The organism is Serratia fonticola (genome assembly GCF_001006005.1).
Classification (GTDB): domain Bacteria; phylum Pseudomonadota; class Gammaproteobacteria; order Enterobacterales; family Enterobacteriaceae; genus Chania; species Chania fonticola.
Genome location: NZ_CP011254.1, coordinates 5698308 through 5716299 on the forward strand (window position 1 = coordinate 5698308; position 17992 = coordinate 5716299).

15 protein-coding genes, 1 tRNA gene and 2 pseudogenes are annotated in these 17992 nt (G+C 49.1%); 5 read left to right on the top strand and 13 right to left on the bottom strand.

Annotated elements, in window-relative coordinates:
* Positions 1-162: 162 nt before the first annotated feature.
* The gene (locus WN53_RS25350) at positions 163-999 is read left to right on the top strand and encodes a winged helix-turn-helix domain-containing protein (protein ID WP_024486150.1); all 837 of its coding nucleotides are present in this window, start codon (positions 163-165) and stop codon (positions 997-999) included.
* Positions 1000-1062: 63 nt separating this feature from the next.
* Here WN53_RS25350 and WN53_RS25355 read toward each other — a convergent pair whose 3' ends face one another.
* The 9 genes and pseudogenes from WN53_RS25355 to WN53_RS25395 form a co-directional block, all read right to left on the bottom strand.
* Complete coding sequence (locus WN53_RS25355; RefSeq protein ID WP_152526623.1) at positions 1063-1578, bottom strand: fimbrial protein; 516 nt, start codon at positions 1576-1578, stop codon at positions 1063-1065.
* 43 nt (positions 1579-1621) lie between these two features.
* Positions 1622-2140 (bottom strand): fimbrial protein, encoded by a 519-nt coding sequence (locus tag WN53_RS25360; protein ID WP_024486152.1) that lies wholly within the window; start codon positions 2138-2140, stop codon positions 1622-1624.
* Between the two features lie 32 nt (positions 2141-2172).
* On the bottom strand, positions 2173-3210 hold the full coding sequence (locus tag WN53_RS26970; protein ID WP_024486153.1) for a fimbrial protein: 1038 nt from the start codon (positions 3208-3210) through the stop codon (positions 2173-2175).
* Positions 3194-5677: a fimbria/pilus outer membrane usher protein gene (locus WN53_RS25370; RefSeq protein ID WP_024486154.1), complete on the bottom strand. Its 2484-nt coding sequence runs from the start codon at positions 5675-5677 to the stop codon at positions 3194-3196. The genes WN53_RS26970 and WN53_RS25370 overlap by 17 nt, the downstream gene beginning before the upstream one ends.
* A gap of 156 nt (positions 5678-5833) precedes the next feature.
* A complete protein-coding gene (locus tag WN53_RS25375; RefSeq protein ID WP_024486155.1) occupies positions 5834-6505 on the bottom strand; it encodes a fimbrial biogenesis chaperone in 672 nt (223 codons plus the stop codon).
* A 277-nt stretch (positions 6506-6782) separates the two neighbouring features.
* A complete protein-coding gene (locus tag WN53_RS25380; RefSeq protein WP_024486156.1) occupies positions 6783-7304 on the bottom strand; it encodes a fimbrial protein in 522 nt (173 codons plus the stop codon).
* Positions 7305-7573: 269 nt separating this feature from the next.
* Positions 7574-8128: a response regulator transcription factor gene (locus tag WN53_RS25385; RefSeq protein ID WP_046808378.1), complete on the bottom strand. Its 555-nt coding sequence runs from the start codon at positions 8126-8128 to the stop codon at positions 7574-7576.
* 38 nt (positions 8129-8166) lie between these two features.
* Positions 8167-8556 (bottom strand): winged helix-turn-helix domain-containing protein, encoded by a 390-nt coding sequence (locus WN53_RS25390; protein ID WP_046808379.1) that lies wholly within the window; start codon positions 8554-8556, stop codon positions 8167-8169.
* 768 nt (positions 8557-9324) lie between these two features.
* Positions 9325-9562, bottom strand: a pseudogene (locus WN53_RS25395) (cold shock domain-containing protein).
* A 236-nt stretch (positions 9563-9798) separates the two neighbouring features.
* On the opposite strand from WN53_RS25395, the pseudogene WN53_RS27795 reads away from it, so the two are divergent.
* Positions 9799-10011: pseudogene (locus WN53_RS27795) on the top strand (DUF4942 domain-containing protein); the annotation flags it as partial.
* 214 nt (positions 10012-10225) lie between these two features.
* Here WN53_RS27795 and WN53_RS25405 read toward each other — a convergent pair.
* The 4 genes from WN53_RS25405 to ompC form a co-directional block, all read right to left on the bottom strand.
* A tRNA-Ser gene (locus WN53_RS25405) sits at positions 10226-10313 on the bottom strand.
* 158 nt (positions 10314-10471) lie between these two features.
* Complete coding sequence (gene osmE / locus WN53_RS25410; RefSeq protein WP_021805952.1) at positions 10472-10801, bottom strand: osmotically-inducible lipoprotein OsmE; 330 nt, start codon at positions 10799-10801, stop codon at positions 10472-10474.
* A 78-nt stretch (positions 10802-10879) separates the two neighbouring features.
* A complete protein-coding gene (locus tag WN53_RS25415) occupies positions 10880-11296 on the bottom strand; it encodes a VOC family protein (protein ID WP_024486160.1) in 417 nt (138 codons plus the stop codon).
* Between the two features lie 154 nt (positions 11297-11450).
* Positions 11451-12566: a porin OmpC gene (gene ompC / locus WN53_RS25420; protein WP_046808380.1), complete on the bottom strand. Its 1116-nt coding sequence runs from the start codon at positions 12564-12566 to the stop codon at positions 11451-11453.
* Between the two features lie 839 nt (positions 12567-13405).
* On the opposite strand from ompC, the gene WN53_RS25425 reads away from it, so the two are divergent.
* The 3 genes from WN53_RS25425 to rcsB are packed head-to-tail and all read left to right on the top strand — an operon-like array spanning position 13406 to position 17924.
* On the top strand, positions 13406-14557 hold the full coding sequence (locus tag WN53_RS25425; protein ID WP_024486725.1) for an MFS transporter: 1152 nt from the start codon (positions 13406-13408) through the stop codon (positions 14555-14557).
* Positions 14558-14578: 21 nt separating this feature from the next.
* Positions 14579-17281: a phosphotransferase RcsD gene (gene rcsD / locus WN53_RS25430; protein WP_024486724.1), complete on the top strand. Its 2703-nt coding sequence runs from the start codon at positions 14579-14581 to the stop codon at positions 17279-17281.
* Positions 17274-17924 carry a response regulator transcription factor RcsB gene (gene rcsB / locus WN53_RS25435; RefSeq protein WP_021178490.1) on the top strand — a complete coding sequence of 217 codons (651 nt, stop codon included), beginning with the start codon at positions 17274-17276 and terminating at the stop codon, positions 17922-17924. The genes rcsD and rcsB overlap by 8 nt, the downstream gene beginning before the upstream one ends.
* Positions 17925-17992: the final 68 nt, after the last annotated feature.

Here is a 17992-nt window from a genome sequence, read left to right on the forward strand (position 1 = left end):
ATAATTGGCATAGCCAAAAGTAGCCACTTTGAATATGCTTAATTGGCAAGCTATCATGTGATTAAGATCAAGCACCTGTACGTTATAACGAGTACCGGCGGAAGGTATGAGAAACTTGTATTTAAATTTATTTGAATTATGCAATCAAAATCTTGGTGAAGAATGCTAAAAAAATACATCATTGACTCAAGCTTTGAGTTTTGTCCGGCAACATGTCAACTGACTGTTTTCGGTGCTGAAGACTTTATCATTACTCTTCACGTACCTGTCAGCCGGTGTCTGGAACTGCTTCTTGAGCGGCGTTTTGATCTGGTGTCCCAACATGATTTTTACCAGTACGTTTGGCAGGATGAAGCTAAAAACGTGTCCGTTGACACTCTCTATCAAAGTATCTCGCTTCTTCGTAAGGCACTGAAAAGCATATCAAAAGAATATAAAGTTATGATATTAACGATCCCGAGGAAGGGATTCAAATTTAATCAGATTTTTTCTGTGCAGGAGCAAATTGGTGAGACAATAATTGCGTCTTCTTCAAATAGTGGCGTGCTGATAGAAAATATTACCAAAGCCCTTGGGCATGACGATAATGTTAATGATCATCCAATTTATCCCATGCAGCATAAAAAAAGGGTCAAATTAAAGAGCCTGTATTATTACATGATGGTAATATTGGCTCTTATTGTCATTTTGTGGGTAACTTACTTGGTTTTTAAAAATAAGGAGTTATCTCCATTAAGTTCTTACACGCACCATTCTGAAATTTCAGGATGTATCATATATACGGATTCCGCCATTTATGATTTACCTGGGAAAATAAAATCGATTAAAGAGTTAGGGGCAGATTGTAAGGTCACTCCTTATATCTATATCACGGCTTTTAGCTATAGCACTCGTGTATCTGCTGTTTCATGCTACACCCCGATAGAAAGCGAAGCATCATCTGACTGCACTACCTATAACTTGATCGGGGACAGCAATGTTCTGCCATCCCGACCTTGATTAGGTTTTTAGCGGACGCCTGAATCTAATCCAAACGCCTTTTATAACAAGCCTGCAGATGGTTCATTGATAAGTAAAGTCGAGCTGCATGGCGCCCCTGATTTGGCCTGCACCCATTTGGCCGGTGCTGTACAACCTGCTGACCAGAGAGAGGGTTGCGGTCTTGCTGGTATTATCCACGGCCAGGGTGACCCGGCTGCCTGGCCCCAGGGTTTGATGAGTATCGCCATCCGCTATTTGTATCCCGACGTAGGGAGCCGAACCCAGGTTAGCATAAAGTGGCACGCCATCTGGCCCGGAGGTCGCGCTCCCCGTCAGTAACACGGTCGCGTGACGCGTGGTTATCGGGCACTGGGTGAGTAAAACCGAGAAAGGCTGCCATTCTCCCACGCTGCCCGCAACCAGAAAGTCACGGCTGCGGCCTTGACCAAAATCTATGGTCTGATTGGCGCTGTCAGTGTCAACAACGCAAGGGCTGGCCATCACGTTGCCACTGATAGTGAGATTTGAATCCTCTGCCAAACATCCCCAACTTGACAGTCCAGATAAAAGTAATAGGCCAAGGGTACTCAATTTCATCTTACAGTCCTTTCATCATCAACCAGTGCTTTACTGCCGGGCTTTATCTATAGGTAAAGGTGGCCAAAACCGTGCCCGCGATACTCCCCGGCATCACACTGCCTGTAGCCGAATAGGCACGTGTTTTCAGGGTAAAAACGGCCTGTTTGGTGGAGCTATTTACCGCAACGGATGATTTTTTACCATTGCCGAGATTGGTCCCTGCGTTGTCCGTCAGTTCAATAGAAAGATTGGTTGCCGCGCCGGTATTCTTATAGCGTGTCGCATCCTGCGGATCTTGGGTGCCAGACAGCGTCATATCAACATTGGTGGTTGATGCGGGGCAACTGGCTAACGTTATCGAAAAGGTTTTCCAGGGGCTGTATGAACCCGCAGTACTCAAGGCGGTCGCCTGAATATCATCCAATTTAATATTCATGACCGAGTTGGTCGCATCAACAACGCACGGCGAGGCAAGGACATTGCCGGTAATATTAATGGTGCTGTTATCCGCAGCCATCACCAGCGGGCTGGCAAGTAAATATAAGCCGGTCAGCGCCATTCTTGATTTTGATAAATTCATTGATCCTCACAAACTATGCTATTAACGTTGATTTAAAGATAAGTAATATTCAGTGTTGCCGTTGCATTGGCGGAACCCGGTAAAACATTGCTCAGGGTTTGATAATAACGCGCTTTAAAAGGGAAGGTCTCAATACCACCGGCAGCGGTTTTCAACAACAGGCTAGAACCAATGTTCAAGGGCGTATTGTTATACAAAATCTGTGCACCTACCCCTTTTGCTACCCCCGCACTCCCGGCACCGGTTAATGCCAGCACGCTGGTATTGGCAGTATCCGTGTTTTGTATCCCGTTCATGGTCACATTGACTTTGGTACCGGCAGCACAATTGAGCCCCAGGTTAAAATCAACGTTACCCGTTGTAGAACCGACCCCGGTAAAGGCGGTGGCATAGACATTGCCCAACGGGGCAGCCACCGTCGGCGTGGTCAGTGAACAGGCCAGCACCGTCACACTCATCCCGGTAATATTGACCGGAACTTCGGGTTGGGCCCAATTGCCCGCCTGACCCAGGATCATTGACCCGACTTGCTGGGTAAGCACGCCTGAAGACATGTCCCCTATTTTATAAAAAGTGACCGCCGCGCCGGCTGACGCCGACCTCAACACGCTATCAGTGAACGAAAATGCCCCCTGGTTCACATTGCCGTCTATATTGCCAGCACGCCCAACCCAGCCCTGTCCAGGGGCTCCGGCTGCTAGCGTTCCTCCCAACTGTATCCCCAGCCCGGGAAGATTGGTTTTATAAATGCGGGCTCCACCACCTGCAACCATTCCGGTAAAGGTTGTCGTCGCCTTGACACCTAAATTTTGTCCCCCCGTGGGGTAGGTCCTCCCCTCCGGGCAACTGAATAACAGCGTGATAGGAGAGGTAAAATCCGGCGCGGCCAAACGGGCACCGACGGGCAGATCTCGCTGAACAACCAGCGTCGGGGCATTGATCGTGACGCCGGTAGATTCGGTGTTACAAGCAAAGAAAGACCAGGCGTGGGTGCTGTATAAAAACAACACCCCTCCCATCATCTTGACGATATTCTTCATTTCTTGGGTTCCTTTATAAGCAGCGGCCATTCATTATCTGAATGCCATTGGCCGTTATATCCTGAGAGTGTTGTCTGGCTAATTGATAGCTGACCTGACATTGGCTATCGCCACCTTTCCCCCATTGCACCCCTAGCTTGCCGCTCTCAGCCAGACCGGTCAGATAAACCTGACCCCGGTCTCCGACGATAAAGCCGTTCTCACTCGGGTTGGCGGCGTCGCTGACCGTGGCACCAAACGGCACCGGTTCGCCATTGGCACGGAGCAGCGTCATCATGACCCGCTGACCAATCTTGGTCTGATAGCGGGCAACCACCACCGCTCCGCGCGTCGGGGTGACCGTTTGGCTGGTGAGTTCCAGCTCAACATCATCAGGCAGTGAGGTGGTATCCAGACTGATGGCATTATTGCGATAGGGGCTGATATACGGCACCACCGCATAACCGCGACCGTCGGTTTTCACGCCACGGTTATTATTGATATCGATGCCTTTTGCTCCCGGCGCCTTAACCAACGCGATCGTTTCACCCAGCGACTGGGATAGCGTGACGCCCCCCGCGTGAGCAATGACACCGCCCGCAACGCCATAGTTGATGCGCTGCTGATGACTGTCATAGCTATAGCCGCCATTAATCTGGCCGCTACCGCCCTCGTAGCTGGCCATCAGATTGACATTACCCCGGCCGCCCTGCGTGGCATATCCCTGATTGACTCCCCAACTCAGGTTGTTATTGTCCAACGCTGTGCCGCTGAGACCGACGTTATGCGTGGTCGCGCCCCCTTTGGTATTGCTCATGGCGTAATTCGCCCAGGTGTTACCCATCCAGTGATTGAGTGGGATATTCACGTTCAGCGCCAACACCCTGTCGGTGGCCTCACTGCGTGTGCCATTACTGCTGGCCGCATTTTTATTCTGGCTGTAGTTGATGCCATAGCTCACCCCTTGCCAATTGTTGCTATAGCCGACACCCAGGGATTGCGTCTTCTGGCCGTTGTCCCAATACCCTTCATCAATCAGGCTCAATGAAAGGGAGCCTGCTGACTCACCCAGGCTTTGGCTGATAACCATCTCCGCACGGCTGCGTTTATGCTGCTCGCCGAGCGGAGAGTTATTACTGCTGTAGGTATCCAGCGTTTCCTGCAGGGTAGAGAACCCTCGTGTGGAGTAGCGGTATCCGGCCAAGCTAAAGTTGGTGCCGGTTTCAACAAAACTCTTGCCGTAACGAAAACGCCATGATTGACCACTGCGGGTGCTGTCATCGGATAAGGTTGACTGCGCCTCGGTAATATCCAGAGAGATGGCGCCGATACGGCCCATGTTCTTCCCTATACCGCCAGCAACCGACTGGTAATGCGCGGCGCCCTGTACGCCGCCGTAGACCGTCAGCCCCCAGGGCAGACCATAAATAGCGGTCCCCTGCGCAAACGCCGTCTCATCCACGCTGTTGTCTGAAGAACGGTAGTGACCGCCGGTCAGGCTGTACTTCAAGGCACCTTCACGCTGCAGCACCGGCACAGAGGCAAATGGCACAATAAAGTTTTGCTCACTGCCATCGGCTTCGGTGACCGTTACGGCCAAATCGCCGCTGCCCGAGGTGGAATACAGGTCATTAATTTCAAATGCCCCGGGTGAGACATAGCTTTGGTAAATGACATAGCCATTTTGCCGCACGGTAACCTGAGCGTTGCTTTTGGCAATGCCACGCACGACAGGTGAATAACCTTTCATGCTGTCCGGCAGCATCTCTTCATCCGAAGCCAACTGACCACCGCGAAACGGCACGCTGTCAAACACTTCGCTGGGAGAGGTACTGTCACCCAGTGTGAGTTGGCTACGCAGAGCAACAATGTCACGTTGCAAATACGTGTTGATGGAGCTCCATTTGTCGCTGCCTTCATTGTCTCGCGCCCAGGTTGAGTAGTTGCGTAACCGCCAGGGGCCGATATTCAATCCACTGCGCAAATTTAAAAAGTAACTGTTGTTGCTGTTGCCATCGTCATGGGTTGCCCGGCTGTTAGAACCGCTAAAGCTGTAGTTGGCCAACAAGGCGGAAATACCCTGGTCCCACTGTTCTGGTGGCACATATCCGCGCGCCTGCCGGGCCAGCGCGGCCTGTGGAATGCTGAGGTTAAGCTGCTGTTGACCAAAGCGAAACGCTGTCGAGGCCTGAGGAATGGCCGCTGATATGTCGGCGCAACCGTCCTTGGCCAGCCCTGGGAATGCCGCCACCTTGACACCCAGCTGTTCCAGCTCACCCTGATTAAGGCAAGGCTGCAGGCTTTGGTTGCCGCTGGCATCTTTTACCAGGGTAAAGTCCACTTCACGGGTTTCAATGAATTGGTCATTCAGCAAGATATCGACCCGGTATTTGCCCGGCGCCTGGGTATTGCTTTCTTCAAAGACAGATAAATCAGCCCTGGCTTGAGGTGCGTTACCCAGTTCTAACAAGGCGGGGTCAAAATATTCCCGAGCCTGTACACACCCCATATCCGTCATCAGTAACCCTAACTGACAGAGGATCAAATAACTTAGCCGCGTCAAATGAACGCAGTGCCGGGTCCTGTTTACATATCCCTTGTTCAGCAGCTTTTCCATTTACTCGTTTCCAATATGTTGACGCAGCGGATCTTGAAATTTACCCATCAGTTGGCTTTACAGTGAGGCCTGGTAAGCTTCACTGGTGCCACCGTAGTCATTGATGATTTCCCAACTGACTTGACTCCCGGCACTGACAGCTGGCAGCGTCATGGTTTGTGTGGCGCCGGGGGCAACCATCGGAAAGTCGGGAATATCTTTTCCACCGACTTTCACCGAAAAGAAGGTCACGTAATGGGCGGAGTTGTTGGTGGCTTTCAGGGTATTGCCACTCCGCTGCCATTTGATGTCCTTTGCAGACTGCTCCAGCGTGCCTTTAATCCCTTTTGGGCGATAAATCAGCTTGATGCGCGTCTTCACTGCGATTTGTAACGTGTTATCCCGTTTTTCACTGGATGGAATAGACTTTATGTTCAACCAAAACAGGGACTCTTTATCTTCTGGCAGGTTTCCTCCTGCGCGAACGACGCGTAATACGTTATTCTGCTTACCATCCAGGCGGAATAAGGGTGGCGTGATAATAAAGGGGGCTTTAGCCTCGCCGCCTTCTTGAGTGTCAACCCAGGACTGGATCAAATAAGGTGTTTTGTCGGGATTGCTGACATTTAATGCCGCTTCTTTTTTAGCCCCGTCATAAACCAGGCGAGTCCCGCCCACCACCACACCGGCGGTTGCACTAAATGCGGTGGCAAACAAACCCGCCACCAAGACTACTGACAATAACTTCATGTGTACTTCCTATCTGAGAATATGAATAAGCGTTGAATAAAAGATAAGCACGGAGAGAGGGACAGACCGGCTTATGCTTTAGTTAATGCTCATTGCGCGTAATGACACGGCACATAAAAATGACGCGTGGTGTTAATGAAGAACGCGAGCAATGTGGGCTTTTCAGTCCGGGTGCCAAGTGCTGTAAAGCCGGGTTGGCGGTCCTGGTTAAAGCAGGCCGGTATAAATACCGACCTGCTTTTATCAAGACATCTTTGCCAGGCAAAGAAAATCCGGATTAATTGTAAATAATAGAGAACTGCACAGACGCGTTCGCAACGCCGGGTTGGATATCGGCGCTCAGCGCTTTATAACGTGCGGTGAAATTCAGGTCGGTTTCAGTACCTACGCCCGCGGTCAGTGCATAAGGCGCGGAGTTGGTGAATAAATTAACCACCTTCTGGCTGGCGTCAGACAACTCAATGCCTACGCCGCTTGCGCCACCTGGGGTCAAGGCCAGCACGCTGTTGTCATTGTCAACGCTGTTCCCGTCAAACTTGACGGTCGCCGTTGTTGCTCCCGCAGGGCAGTCTTTCAACACCAGCTTGAATTGGGTTGCGGAAGAATAGCTGCCTGCGCCGCTAAACGAGGTTGCAGCAACTTTACCGAGTGTTACCTGCAGGTTTTGCGCAGTGCTGTCGACGATACAGGCAGAATCCGTGATTTCACCGACAAAATTTACCGTGCCATCGGCAGCATAAACGGACGATGCCAGAACACCGGAAGCAACCAAGGCGAGTGTAATTAAAGTCTTTTTCATTTTTAAATCCATTAAAGTATGTGATAAGTACATATTGGCAAACATATTGTTGCCCGGGTGGTATAAACAACCTCACCATTGATAGCGCATTAGTATTTCGCCCATGTAACAAGGCTATACTTTTGAGCAATCATTGCATCAGGTTGGTAAAAATAGTGTCATCTTATTTAAGTCAACTACAGCATCTACAAAACTCCTTTTATTGCAATTGCCGGAAACTTATCCAGCAACAGATATCCTCCGATAATTTAAAAAACATTGACAACCGGTTAGTGAGATCTTTGCATTTGTAGTCTGTTCTGATAGCTTCCGTAGATCAGTATGGCCCGTGAATTTAACCCCGTGAGACCCAGTTTCTTTAATGCGTTCAACTTATGGGCGCTGACAGTTTTTTCAGATATTCGCATTTCTCTGGAGATGGCATGGTTTTTTTTACCTTTTAATAATTTATCCATGATCTCCACTTCACGAAGCGTCAGATCTTTCAAACAGTCCTTTACCTTCAGATTCAAGATGTATTTTATGATGCGTGGAAACTCATGTGTCGCCGTTTTTTTTGACAGAACACCATCAGCCCACATATCGGATGGCGTGTTCCCATCAATCAATTGGATGACACGCCTGTTCTCGACCCCAGCAAACAACAGTACATTATGGATCAAGTTTCTATTGTTTGATGACAGTAGAATGATGTCGTTCTGCTGTGAGTTAACAGGGCGATTAAGTTTATGTATATCAATGGTGGCCACTTGGTATCCAGAGTGCGTCAACAACGCTTGAGCCCCCAATACAAAATAGCTATCATCAGAAATTATAGTAATCATACATTAAGTTCCATTGCTCAATATCAGGATCCTTTCCCCTACATTTTTTCACCATAAATCAATGTGATGATTTCTTTATCAATAATGTAACCCTGAGCCCTCACGCGCTCAATAAAGTGAGCGGAAATACCAAAAGCACAAAGTTTTTGACTCAGTGTGTTGATGACTTGCCACAGTCGTTGTCTGGATGAACTCAACCCTTGAGCATCCCAAACATTTAGCATGATATCATCATCCTGGATAATGTGTTGTTGCGCATTATCCAAGATGTAGATTAATAATTGCATCATGGTTTTTCTTAAATGCACGACTTTGATGCCAGATGCTTCTTTATTTTTATCAGAAACCATATAGACCAGGCATTTATGCCGTATATCCACATAGATATCGCAACCAATGCGATAGCCGTATAAAGTCCTTTTCCCCATGTGTAAAACCTCGAACAACGTGCGCTATCATACCCCACGACATACATCCTGATTAAGAGTGGCCATTCTAAGGCTATGAAATACGTCTTTTCAAATCGATTTGAAAGAAAGAACTTAAACCTACAGCGCATCATATAAATGGCTTTTTACTCCACGTATCACAAGGAAGCACTTACTTATAACCACCATTACTCACCAACACGATACTATATATCGAATGTAACTTGAGGTTATCAATAAAACATATGCAATATGTTTTTCATGTTTTTTAGTTAAAAAAACTACATTTTCCTGCGTAGTTATCATCATGCAGACATCGTTGCACTTATCTCGCTACTCTTGTGACAGGAGCTGTAATGCACGTCTTTTCCTAGTCTGTTGCCCGCCATCCGTGGTTCGCTGTGAAAAATATTACGATCCAAAAGATACCAATGATAGCTAAATCCGTTAAATCAGAGTCTAAATCAGACTGGGATTATTCTTATGTATTGATTGCCGGGAAAATTACAGTTGAATAAACCAAGCATACTAATCAGTATCCAATTGAAATATATAAATAAAAGCACAACAACCTCCAGTTGGTTGAATTTGATGCACAATAACTGGCCTTTGAGGTTTACTCATGGCTAGCGTTCATATTCACTGCCCCCTTTGGCAGTCTGCTCTGGCCGTAGGCAGAACCCGAAAAGCTGTGACAGACTTTGTTGTCACGTTTTTCTGTTCGCATGCCCCCCATGAAGCTCGTAAACAAAATGAGGACAGTCCCTTTCATTTGCCAATATGCTTAAAGGGGACTAACAGGGGGAAATCATTACCAGCGGAAGTACTTCTGATACCACTTTCAATATAAAACCCCACTTCTCCCTTCATCTAACATTTTAAAATCGTTACTTTGGACCACAGATAAATGCACGAAGACATCTTTGCTGCCATCAGCAGGAGAGAGAAAACTAAAACCTTTCCCTGCATCAAACCATTTTACTAAACCAGTCACTTCATCAGGCATGGAGACTTCCTTTAATTTAGAGCCACTCAATGTATCGCGGGATGCTGCAGCAGAAATCCTTATCCTTTTTGTAGTTTCGATCCCTCTGGGCCGTATAGTTTTGGCCGCCGGAAAAATCTGGGACTCCGGCGTAGAACCCCGTCTAGCCAATCCGTGCAAAATGGTTCAGTATCTGGCGGAATTTTTTCGACATCGCAAATGACGATCTTCTGAATATATTTAGCTACGATTAACCGCTGGCTGATAATCGTAGCGATATCACCACGCGACTCTATGAACATATCTGTGCCAGTCGGCAAATGGCGAAGGTGTATGAAGATGAGTATTTTTCGATCAAATATTGTATGAAGGGCTCGGCACATCTGACGTTTAGAAAACCGGGGCTGGTTGAAAAGATGAATGACATCGTGACAAAACATTTTCCAGGGATGTTAGCATCACGATTATGATGGCGGAGAACGGATTAGCCTCCCAATCTCACCCTGCTACCTCTCCCACCCTTGACCATCAATGGAACCGGAAGAGCGCACAGTGAATGACGGGTCCCTCAAATACCGGCCCAATACCAGGTAAGCAAGGGCAAGGGCAGTCAACATTCGATGGCATACTAAACATCGGCACAAACAAAAAACCCCAAGCTCTTACGAGCTTGGGGTCTGTATTTGGCGGAAGGACAGAGATTCGAACTCTGGGAGCTGTTACACTCGACGGTTTTCAAGACCGTTGCCTTAAACCACTCGGCCATCCTTCCAATGGGCGCAGATATTAACGGTACCGTTATGAAATGTCTATCGTTTTGACGTAAAAAAATGCGTCAAAACGCTCGTTTGCTTAAATTTCAGGCCGATTGCAGTTAAAAAAACCAGAGCCCCGCATCAGCGAGGCTCTTTTCGGGCAATAAACAGGCAGTTATTTAGGTTGGGTATCGTACTCTGAACAACTCTGATAACCCTTGTTCATCACGTGGCCCGTGTCGTTGAAGCTGACAAAATAGGTCTGAGCTTTACCATCCCGTGGTGCCACGGCATAAGTATCACAGGTACCCTGCGCATGGATCAGGCTGGCTGAGGTTGATGGTGGCCCGGCAATTGCGCGTACTTGCTGTTTCGTCATCCCGACTTTTACATCGCTTACCACAGGCTCGTTAACATAGCTCGCGGCCCTGTCGTAAGTGGTACACCCAGTCAGTACGGTAAATAGCGCCGCAGTGCATCCGGCCAAAACCAGTTTCATTGTCATAGCTTATCTCCTTAGCATGCTTATTGTCATCTAAGTGTAGAAGCTAAAAGGCTTTTATGCCAATAATGCGTTACGCTGTTAATAGTTGGCCCAGATACCCGGCGTCACCAGTTCCAACAGATGACCATCCGGATCGCGGAAATAAATACTCTCCGCGCCCTGCTCCCAACGCATACGCCCTTCTATCTCAACACCGTGTTCGGCCAACTGCTGCTCCCACAGGGCTAGCTGAGCCTTGCTCACGGCCAAACCAAGATGTTGTGGGCCGCTGCCGTCATGAGGGGGAATATAACCTCCCGGATAGTGAGCACCGTTCAGCGAATCTCCGGCAACAAACAGCAGCAACACGCTTTGATCGGAGATGTTATAGGCTCGGAAACGATCGTTCGCGACCATCGCTGGCAGTTGTAACACCTGCTGATAAAAGGCTGCGGCACGTTCGATATCGTTAACATACAGCACCGTCTCAATCACACGCTCAATCTTAAGCTCCATACCAACCTCCTGATTTATCAATTTATAAACAGGGTAGGCAGGTACGGACTCAGCAGAATAGCAATCAGTGCCGCGTGAAGATCAATCTGTGCGGCTGGTGAACGGGCAAAAAAAACGCGGCCCGAAGGCCGCGTGGTCACATTCACGGTATTGCTTAGAACTGGTAAACCAGGCCTACAGCAACCACGTCGTCGGTATTGATACCGGCTTTGTCGGTAAATGTGTTGTCGTCCAGCAGGTTGATTTTGTAGTCAACGTAGGTGGACATGTTTTTGTTGAAGTAGTAGGTCGCGCCCACATCAACATATTTCAGCAGATCTTGGTCGCCGTAACCGCCGCCAATGTCCTTGCCTTTAGACTGCAGGTACGCCACGGAAGGACGCAGGCCGAAGTCGAACTGGTATTGTGCAACCACTTCAAAGTTCTGCGCCTTGTTCGCGTAACCGTACAGAGAGCTATTACTGTTGCCGAAACGGGTAGCATTGTAAGACTGGGTATACATTGCTGCCAGGTAGACGTTGTTGGCGTCGTATTTCAGACCGCCGCTATAGCCTTCGGCTTTGTCACCACGACCCAAAATGGAAGAGGTGCCGTTAGGGCCACCGTTCTGATCGTTGGTACGGTCAGAGCTGAAGAATGCACCGGCAGCACTGATGCCATAGCCCAGATCGTAGGATACGGACATACCGTAGCCGTCACCGTTCTGGTTCAGGACATCACGGCCATTGTTGCTTTCTTCACCGTTGCCGTTTTTACCCTGATACTGCAGGGCAAAGTTCAGGCCATCAACCAGACCGAAGAAGTTGTTGTTACGATAAGTCACAACACCGCTGGTACGTTGGAACAGGAAGTTGTCCGCGCCATAGGTATCGCCACCGAACTCAGGCAACACGTCGGTCCATGCGCCGATGTCATACATCACACCGTAGTTACGGCCGTAATCCAATGAGCCGTAATCGCCGAATTTCAGACCAGCGAAGCCCACACGGGTGAATGCGTCATTTTCGTCTTCAGTTTTGTTCAACTGAACCTGATATTCCCACTCACCATAACCGGTCAGTTGATCGTTGATCTGAGTTTCGCCACGCAGGCCAAAACGCATGTAAGACTGATCGCCGTCGGTTTTATCGTTGTCGGAAAAATAGTGAAGACCATCGATTTTACCGAACAAATCCAGTTTATTGCCGTCTTTGTTGTAGATTTCTGCTGCACCTGCTGTGCCTGCCATCAACAGAGCTGGGACGATCAGGGAGAGTACTCGAAGTTTCATCGTTATTATCCTCTTAATTATGTCGAGCTACGGCCACTGCTCTTCTGAGCATTATTAGCGCGACTGTGAATCACCATTCTGGTAACAAGGGCTATATTAATCCAGAAAGAAAATGATACCAAGTATCCGATAGTGTTTCATACCTATATTTAAAAGTTTCAAAATGTAAATACTGGCGAACTTTAACAAAACCTTACCGACAAACCAAATAAAGCACCGAAAGATAAAAAAATAAATTAAACCTTATAAAACAACATAATATACAAATCTTTATAAAAATAAAGATAACAGTACAAAAGTATCAAATAATAAGCACGTTGTGCCAAAAACCGCTGCAATGCCAGGCGCTATAATCACCCCGCTATCATCATTATTTTCATTATTACCTTCATTATCCGTATGATAATTTTTGTAGTTACGACCGGCCTCTGGCCGGTTTTTTTATACTCGAAAATCAGCGTAAAAATCGTCCCAATAAAGCATTTTATGCACAAATTTAATCACAAAGAGATATCATAAACATGATCAATCACCGCACTAATAGCTAAATCAACTCTAAAAAACCGCCAACAAATTAACCAATGAATAATTTGCCGCCGCTCATCGTTTAAATAGTCAGCAATCACATACGAAATAGCAATAAATCCCTCATCAATTCCCCCGACAATATATTTATTACCTTGAGAAACTATTTCATTCTCATCAGAGAGTGATCTAGCACAGCTCCTCCCCCCTGATGGGCTACACGGTTAACGCGAATCCTTTCGACCCCGATCACAGATTGTGATAAAAACAGGGGTTCATTTAAGCCACTATCCAGAGCCGATCCCGATACCGACATGACAGTCACTTGCAACGAACAAATTAAGCCCGGTGTGCCCGAGCAGAATGCTACCCGTCTGGCCTTTTTTATCGCTGGACTGGCGATGGCCACCTGGGCACCGCTGGTGCCTTTTGCCAAAACGCGTATCGGTATAGATGACGGCTCATTAGGCCTGCTGCTGCTGTGCATCGGCGTTGGTTCGATCATGGCAATGCCGTTGACAGGGCTATTGACCGGCAAATTTGGCTGTCGACGCGTGATCCTGCTGGCGGGCATCGCCCTATGCATCGACCTGCCGCTGCTGGTGCTGATGGACTCCACCTTGGGGATGGCATTAGCCTTACTGCTGTTCGGTGCGGCAATGGGTATGATTGACGTGGCCATGAATATTCAGGCCGTGGTGGTCGAACGCGCCAGCAATCGCGCCATGATGTCCGGCTTTCACGGTTTCTTCAGCGTTGGCGGGATAGCCGGTGCGGGTGGCGTCAGCGCCCTATTATGGTTGGGGCTAGGCCCGCTACAAGCCACTCTGATCGCCGTCGTTGCCATTTTGGTTCTGCTGCTGATTGCCAGTAAAAACCTGCTGCGTGAAAGTGGCGGAGATAAAGAAGGCCCAATGTTCGTTCTGCCACGTGGCTGGGTGATGTTCATTGGTCTACTGTGCTTCATCATGTTCCTGGCGGAAGGCTCAATGCTCGACTGGAGCGCGCTGTACCTGACCACCATGCGCGGGATGGATCATAACCAGGCAGGCTTGGGTTACGCTTTGTTCTCCATTGCCATGACGATCGGCAGGCTAAATGGCGATCGCGTGGTGAATGCCATGGGCAGATATCAGGTGCTGTTGCTAGGTAGCCTATGCGCGGCCATCGGCCTGGCGCTGGCCATTACCATAGACAGCGCCATAGCCTCTTTGATTGGTTTTATGCTGGTCGGCGTCGGGGCATCCAATGTGGTCCCTATTCTGTTTAGCGCGGCTGGGAACCAACGCGTCATGCCTGCCAACCTGGCCATCGCTTCGGTCACCACGGTGGGTTATGCCGGTATTCTGGCTGGCCCGGCAGTGATCGGGCTAATCGCCCAGGTCTCCAGCCTGACGTTTGCCCTGGCCTGTGTCGCGGCATTACTGCTGATCGTCACTGCCAGCGCCAAAGCGGTCACTCGCTAATTTCAGGAATGCGTAGCCATGTTGCAAGATAGACAACTGACCATTAACTCCCGCTACATCACCCGCAGCTTCTGGCTGTTTATCGTGCTGCTGGCCATGGCCATTGGGTTGTACAGCTATAACTACACCAACGCCTATCTGACGGAGAAAAAACATGCCGTCAACACCATCGCCAACATGCTGCAAAAGCGTATCGACAGCTACCGCTCTCTGACCGAGCAAATCTACGACAAATTTGGTAATACCGCGTCGCTTCCTGTTGAGACCAACCTGCAGGAAACCCGACTGCGTCCGGATGTATATTATGTTGAGAAGCGACGCAGCAAAACCGATGCGGTCATTTTTGGCAACCACGACAACGCCACGCTGGCTACGGTTGCCAATATCTCGGACTTCCTGGATAACCGCTGGGGAACCGAGACCGAAAACTATGCGATGTATTTTCTCAACGGGCAAGATAACAGCCTGAGCCTGGTGACGACCCAATCGCTGAAAGACCTGACCTCCCGGTTGAAAGAAAACTACCTGACTACGTCGGTGTCAGACCGCCGCACTGAAATGCTGCAACAGGCCAATATGCTGGACGAACGCGAGAGTTTTTCCGGCCTGCGCAAACAGCGCTTCCAGAACGCCTACTCGTTTTCTATCCGCACCACCTTTAACCAGCCGGGGCATTTGGCCACGGTGATCGCCTTCGACCTGCCGATTAACGATATCATTCCGCTTAATATGGCCCGCTCCAACTTCCTGCTGCTGCCCGATAATGAAGAGATCGACGACAGCATGGCGCCGAACGAAACGGCAATCAACGCCCAGGCCGCTCTGAAAGGCAGTTGGGTTGAATTCAGTGTTGCCTTGCCCAACTCGCCGTTGCAGCTGATTTACCGCGTTTCAGCTTTCAATCTGGCGATTGACCTGCTTCGCAATAACATCTGGCTACTGGCGGTCAATCTGCTGTTGCTGACGCTATCTATGGTGGGCATTTATTTCCTCCGCCAGCAATACATCCGCCCCAGCGAAAATATCGCCGCCGAGCTGGCACTCCAACGCTCGCTCAACCAGGAAATTGTCGCCAGCCTGCCTTGCGGGCTACTGGTCTATGACTTTGCTGATAACAGCGTGATTACCAGCAACAAGATCGCCGAGCACCTGTTGCCACATCTCAGCCTATCCAAAATTGCCCATATGGCGGAGCAGCATCACGGCGTGATCCAGGCGACGGTCAACAACGAAGTCTATGAGATCCGCATCTTCCGCAGCCAACGAACGGCAGAAACCTATCTGTTCCTGCTCAACGATCAGGATAAAGAAGTGATGGTGAACAAGCGGCTGCAACAGGCCCGCCGCGAATACGATAAAAATGTGCAGGCCCGTAAGTTGATGCTGCATAACCTGGGGATCGAGCTGAATCAGCCGGTGCGGCAAATGCACGAACTGGCCGGAAGCCTTTGCCAACCATCAGATGCCGAGCAGCAACAGACATTGCTTAAACAACTCAACCTGGCTTCGGCATCGGTATTGGATCTGATCGACAATATCACCCTGCTCACCAGACTGGAGACACAGGATTGGCAGCCGGTACGTCAACCTTTCAACCCCACTGAACTGCTGGATGAACTGCTGCTGGACGTGCTGCCAGCCATCAACCAGAAAGGGCTGGCGCTGTTCAATCACGTTAATCTGGACGTCAACCAACAGTACATTGGCGATGCTGGCGCACTGCGCAAAATCCTTTCATTGCTGCTGCGCTACGCCATCATCACCACTGCCTACGGCAAGATCACCCTTGTGGTGGAACAGGAAGCCGATCGCCCTGAACACCTGGTATTTCATATCAATGACACCGGCACCGGCATTTCCAATGAGGAAATCAGCAACCTGACCTACCCGTTCCTCAGCCAAACGCTGGTCGATCGCTTCGACCACGGCTCTGGGCTGACGTTTTTCCTGTGTAATCAGCTGTGCAAAAAACTCAATGGCCAGTTGGATATCCGCAGCAAAATCGATATCGGTACCCGCTATACCATTCGTGTCACTATGGAGCAGGAGAAAACAGAGGAACAGGCAACGGAGAAGTTACTCGATGGAGTAACGGCGCTGCTGGATATCACCTCCGACGAGATCCGCCGTATCGTGACTCAACTGCTGGCGGGCTACGGGGCCAACTGCATCGTGGCCGAGGAGCACCAAAACAGCCGGGAATATGATGTATTACTGACCGATAACCCGCAGCAGGCCGACAACTATACGTTGCTGCTAACCAGCGATGAAGCGGGCTGGCAACAGCTTGATAAAGGCTATATTCGCGTCAACTATAACCTGCACAATGCCATGATCGACGCTGTTCTGATCTTGATAGAACACCAGATGGCGGCACAAGAGCTGGAAGAAACCCCTGTAGGATCGCTGGCAGAAAGCGCCCAAGTGTATGAAAAACAATTGAGATCAAGTGATTACTATGGTTTGTTTATTGATACAGTACCCGACGATATCAAAAAACTGTATACTGAGGCGGGCAGCGGTGATTTTGCAGCGCTGTCTCAAACCGCACACCGCCTGAAGGGCGTGTTTGCTATGTTAAATCTGCTTCCCGGAAAGCTTCTGTGTGAATCGTTAGAACAGCACATCGCGGACGGTGATGCGCTCAAGATCGAGAATAACATCAGTCAGATTGATTTTTTCGTCAGTAGACTGCTGCAGCAAGGTAGCCAACAACATGAATAACCTGAACGTAATTATTGCCGATGACCATCCTATCGTACTGTTTGGCATCCGGAAGTCACTTGAGCAAATTGAGTGGGTGAATGTCGTTGGGGAGTTCGAGGACTCTACAGCACTGATCAACAATCTGTCCAAGCTGGACGCCAACGTCCTGATCACCGATCTTTCGATGCCGGGTGACAAATATGGCGACGGCATTACGCTGATAAAATATATCAAACGCCACTATCCGCAATTGTCGATCATCGTTCTGACCATGAACAACAATCCGGCCATTCTCAGCGCGGTGTTGGATCTGGACATCGAAGGCATCGTCCTGAAACAGGGTGCGCCTACCGATTTGCCAAAAGCGCTGGCCGCATTGCAGAAAGGCAAGAAATTCACGCCAGAGAGCGTCTCGAAGCTGTTGGAGAAAATCAGTGCCAGCGGTTACGGTGACAAACGCCTCTCTCCGAAAGAAAGTGAAGTGTTGCGTCTGTTCGCCGAAGGTTTCCTGGTGACTGAAATCGCCAAAAAACTGAACCGCAGCATCAAGACTATCAGTAGCCAGAAGAAATCAGCCATGATGAAACTGGGTGTTGATAACGATATCGCACTGCTCAACTATCTCTCCTCCGTCAGTATGACGCAGTTGGATAAAGACTAAAGTTCAACGGGTGCAGCATGCGGCACCCCTGAACCAACATTGTTATCAATCTAAAGGGCGCTCTTAGG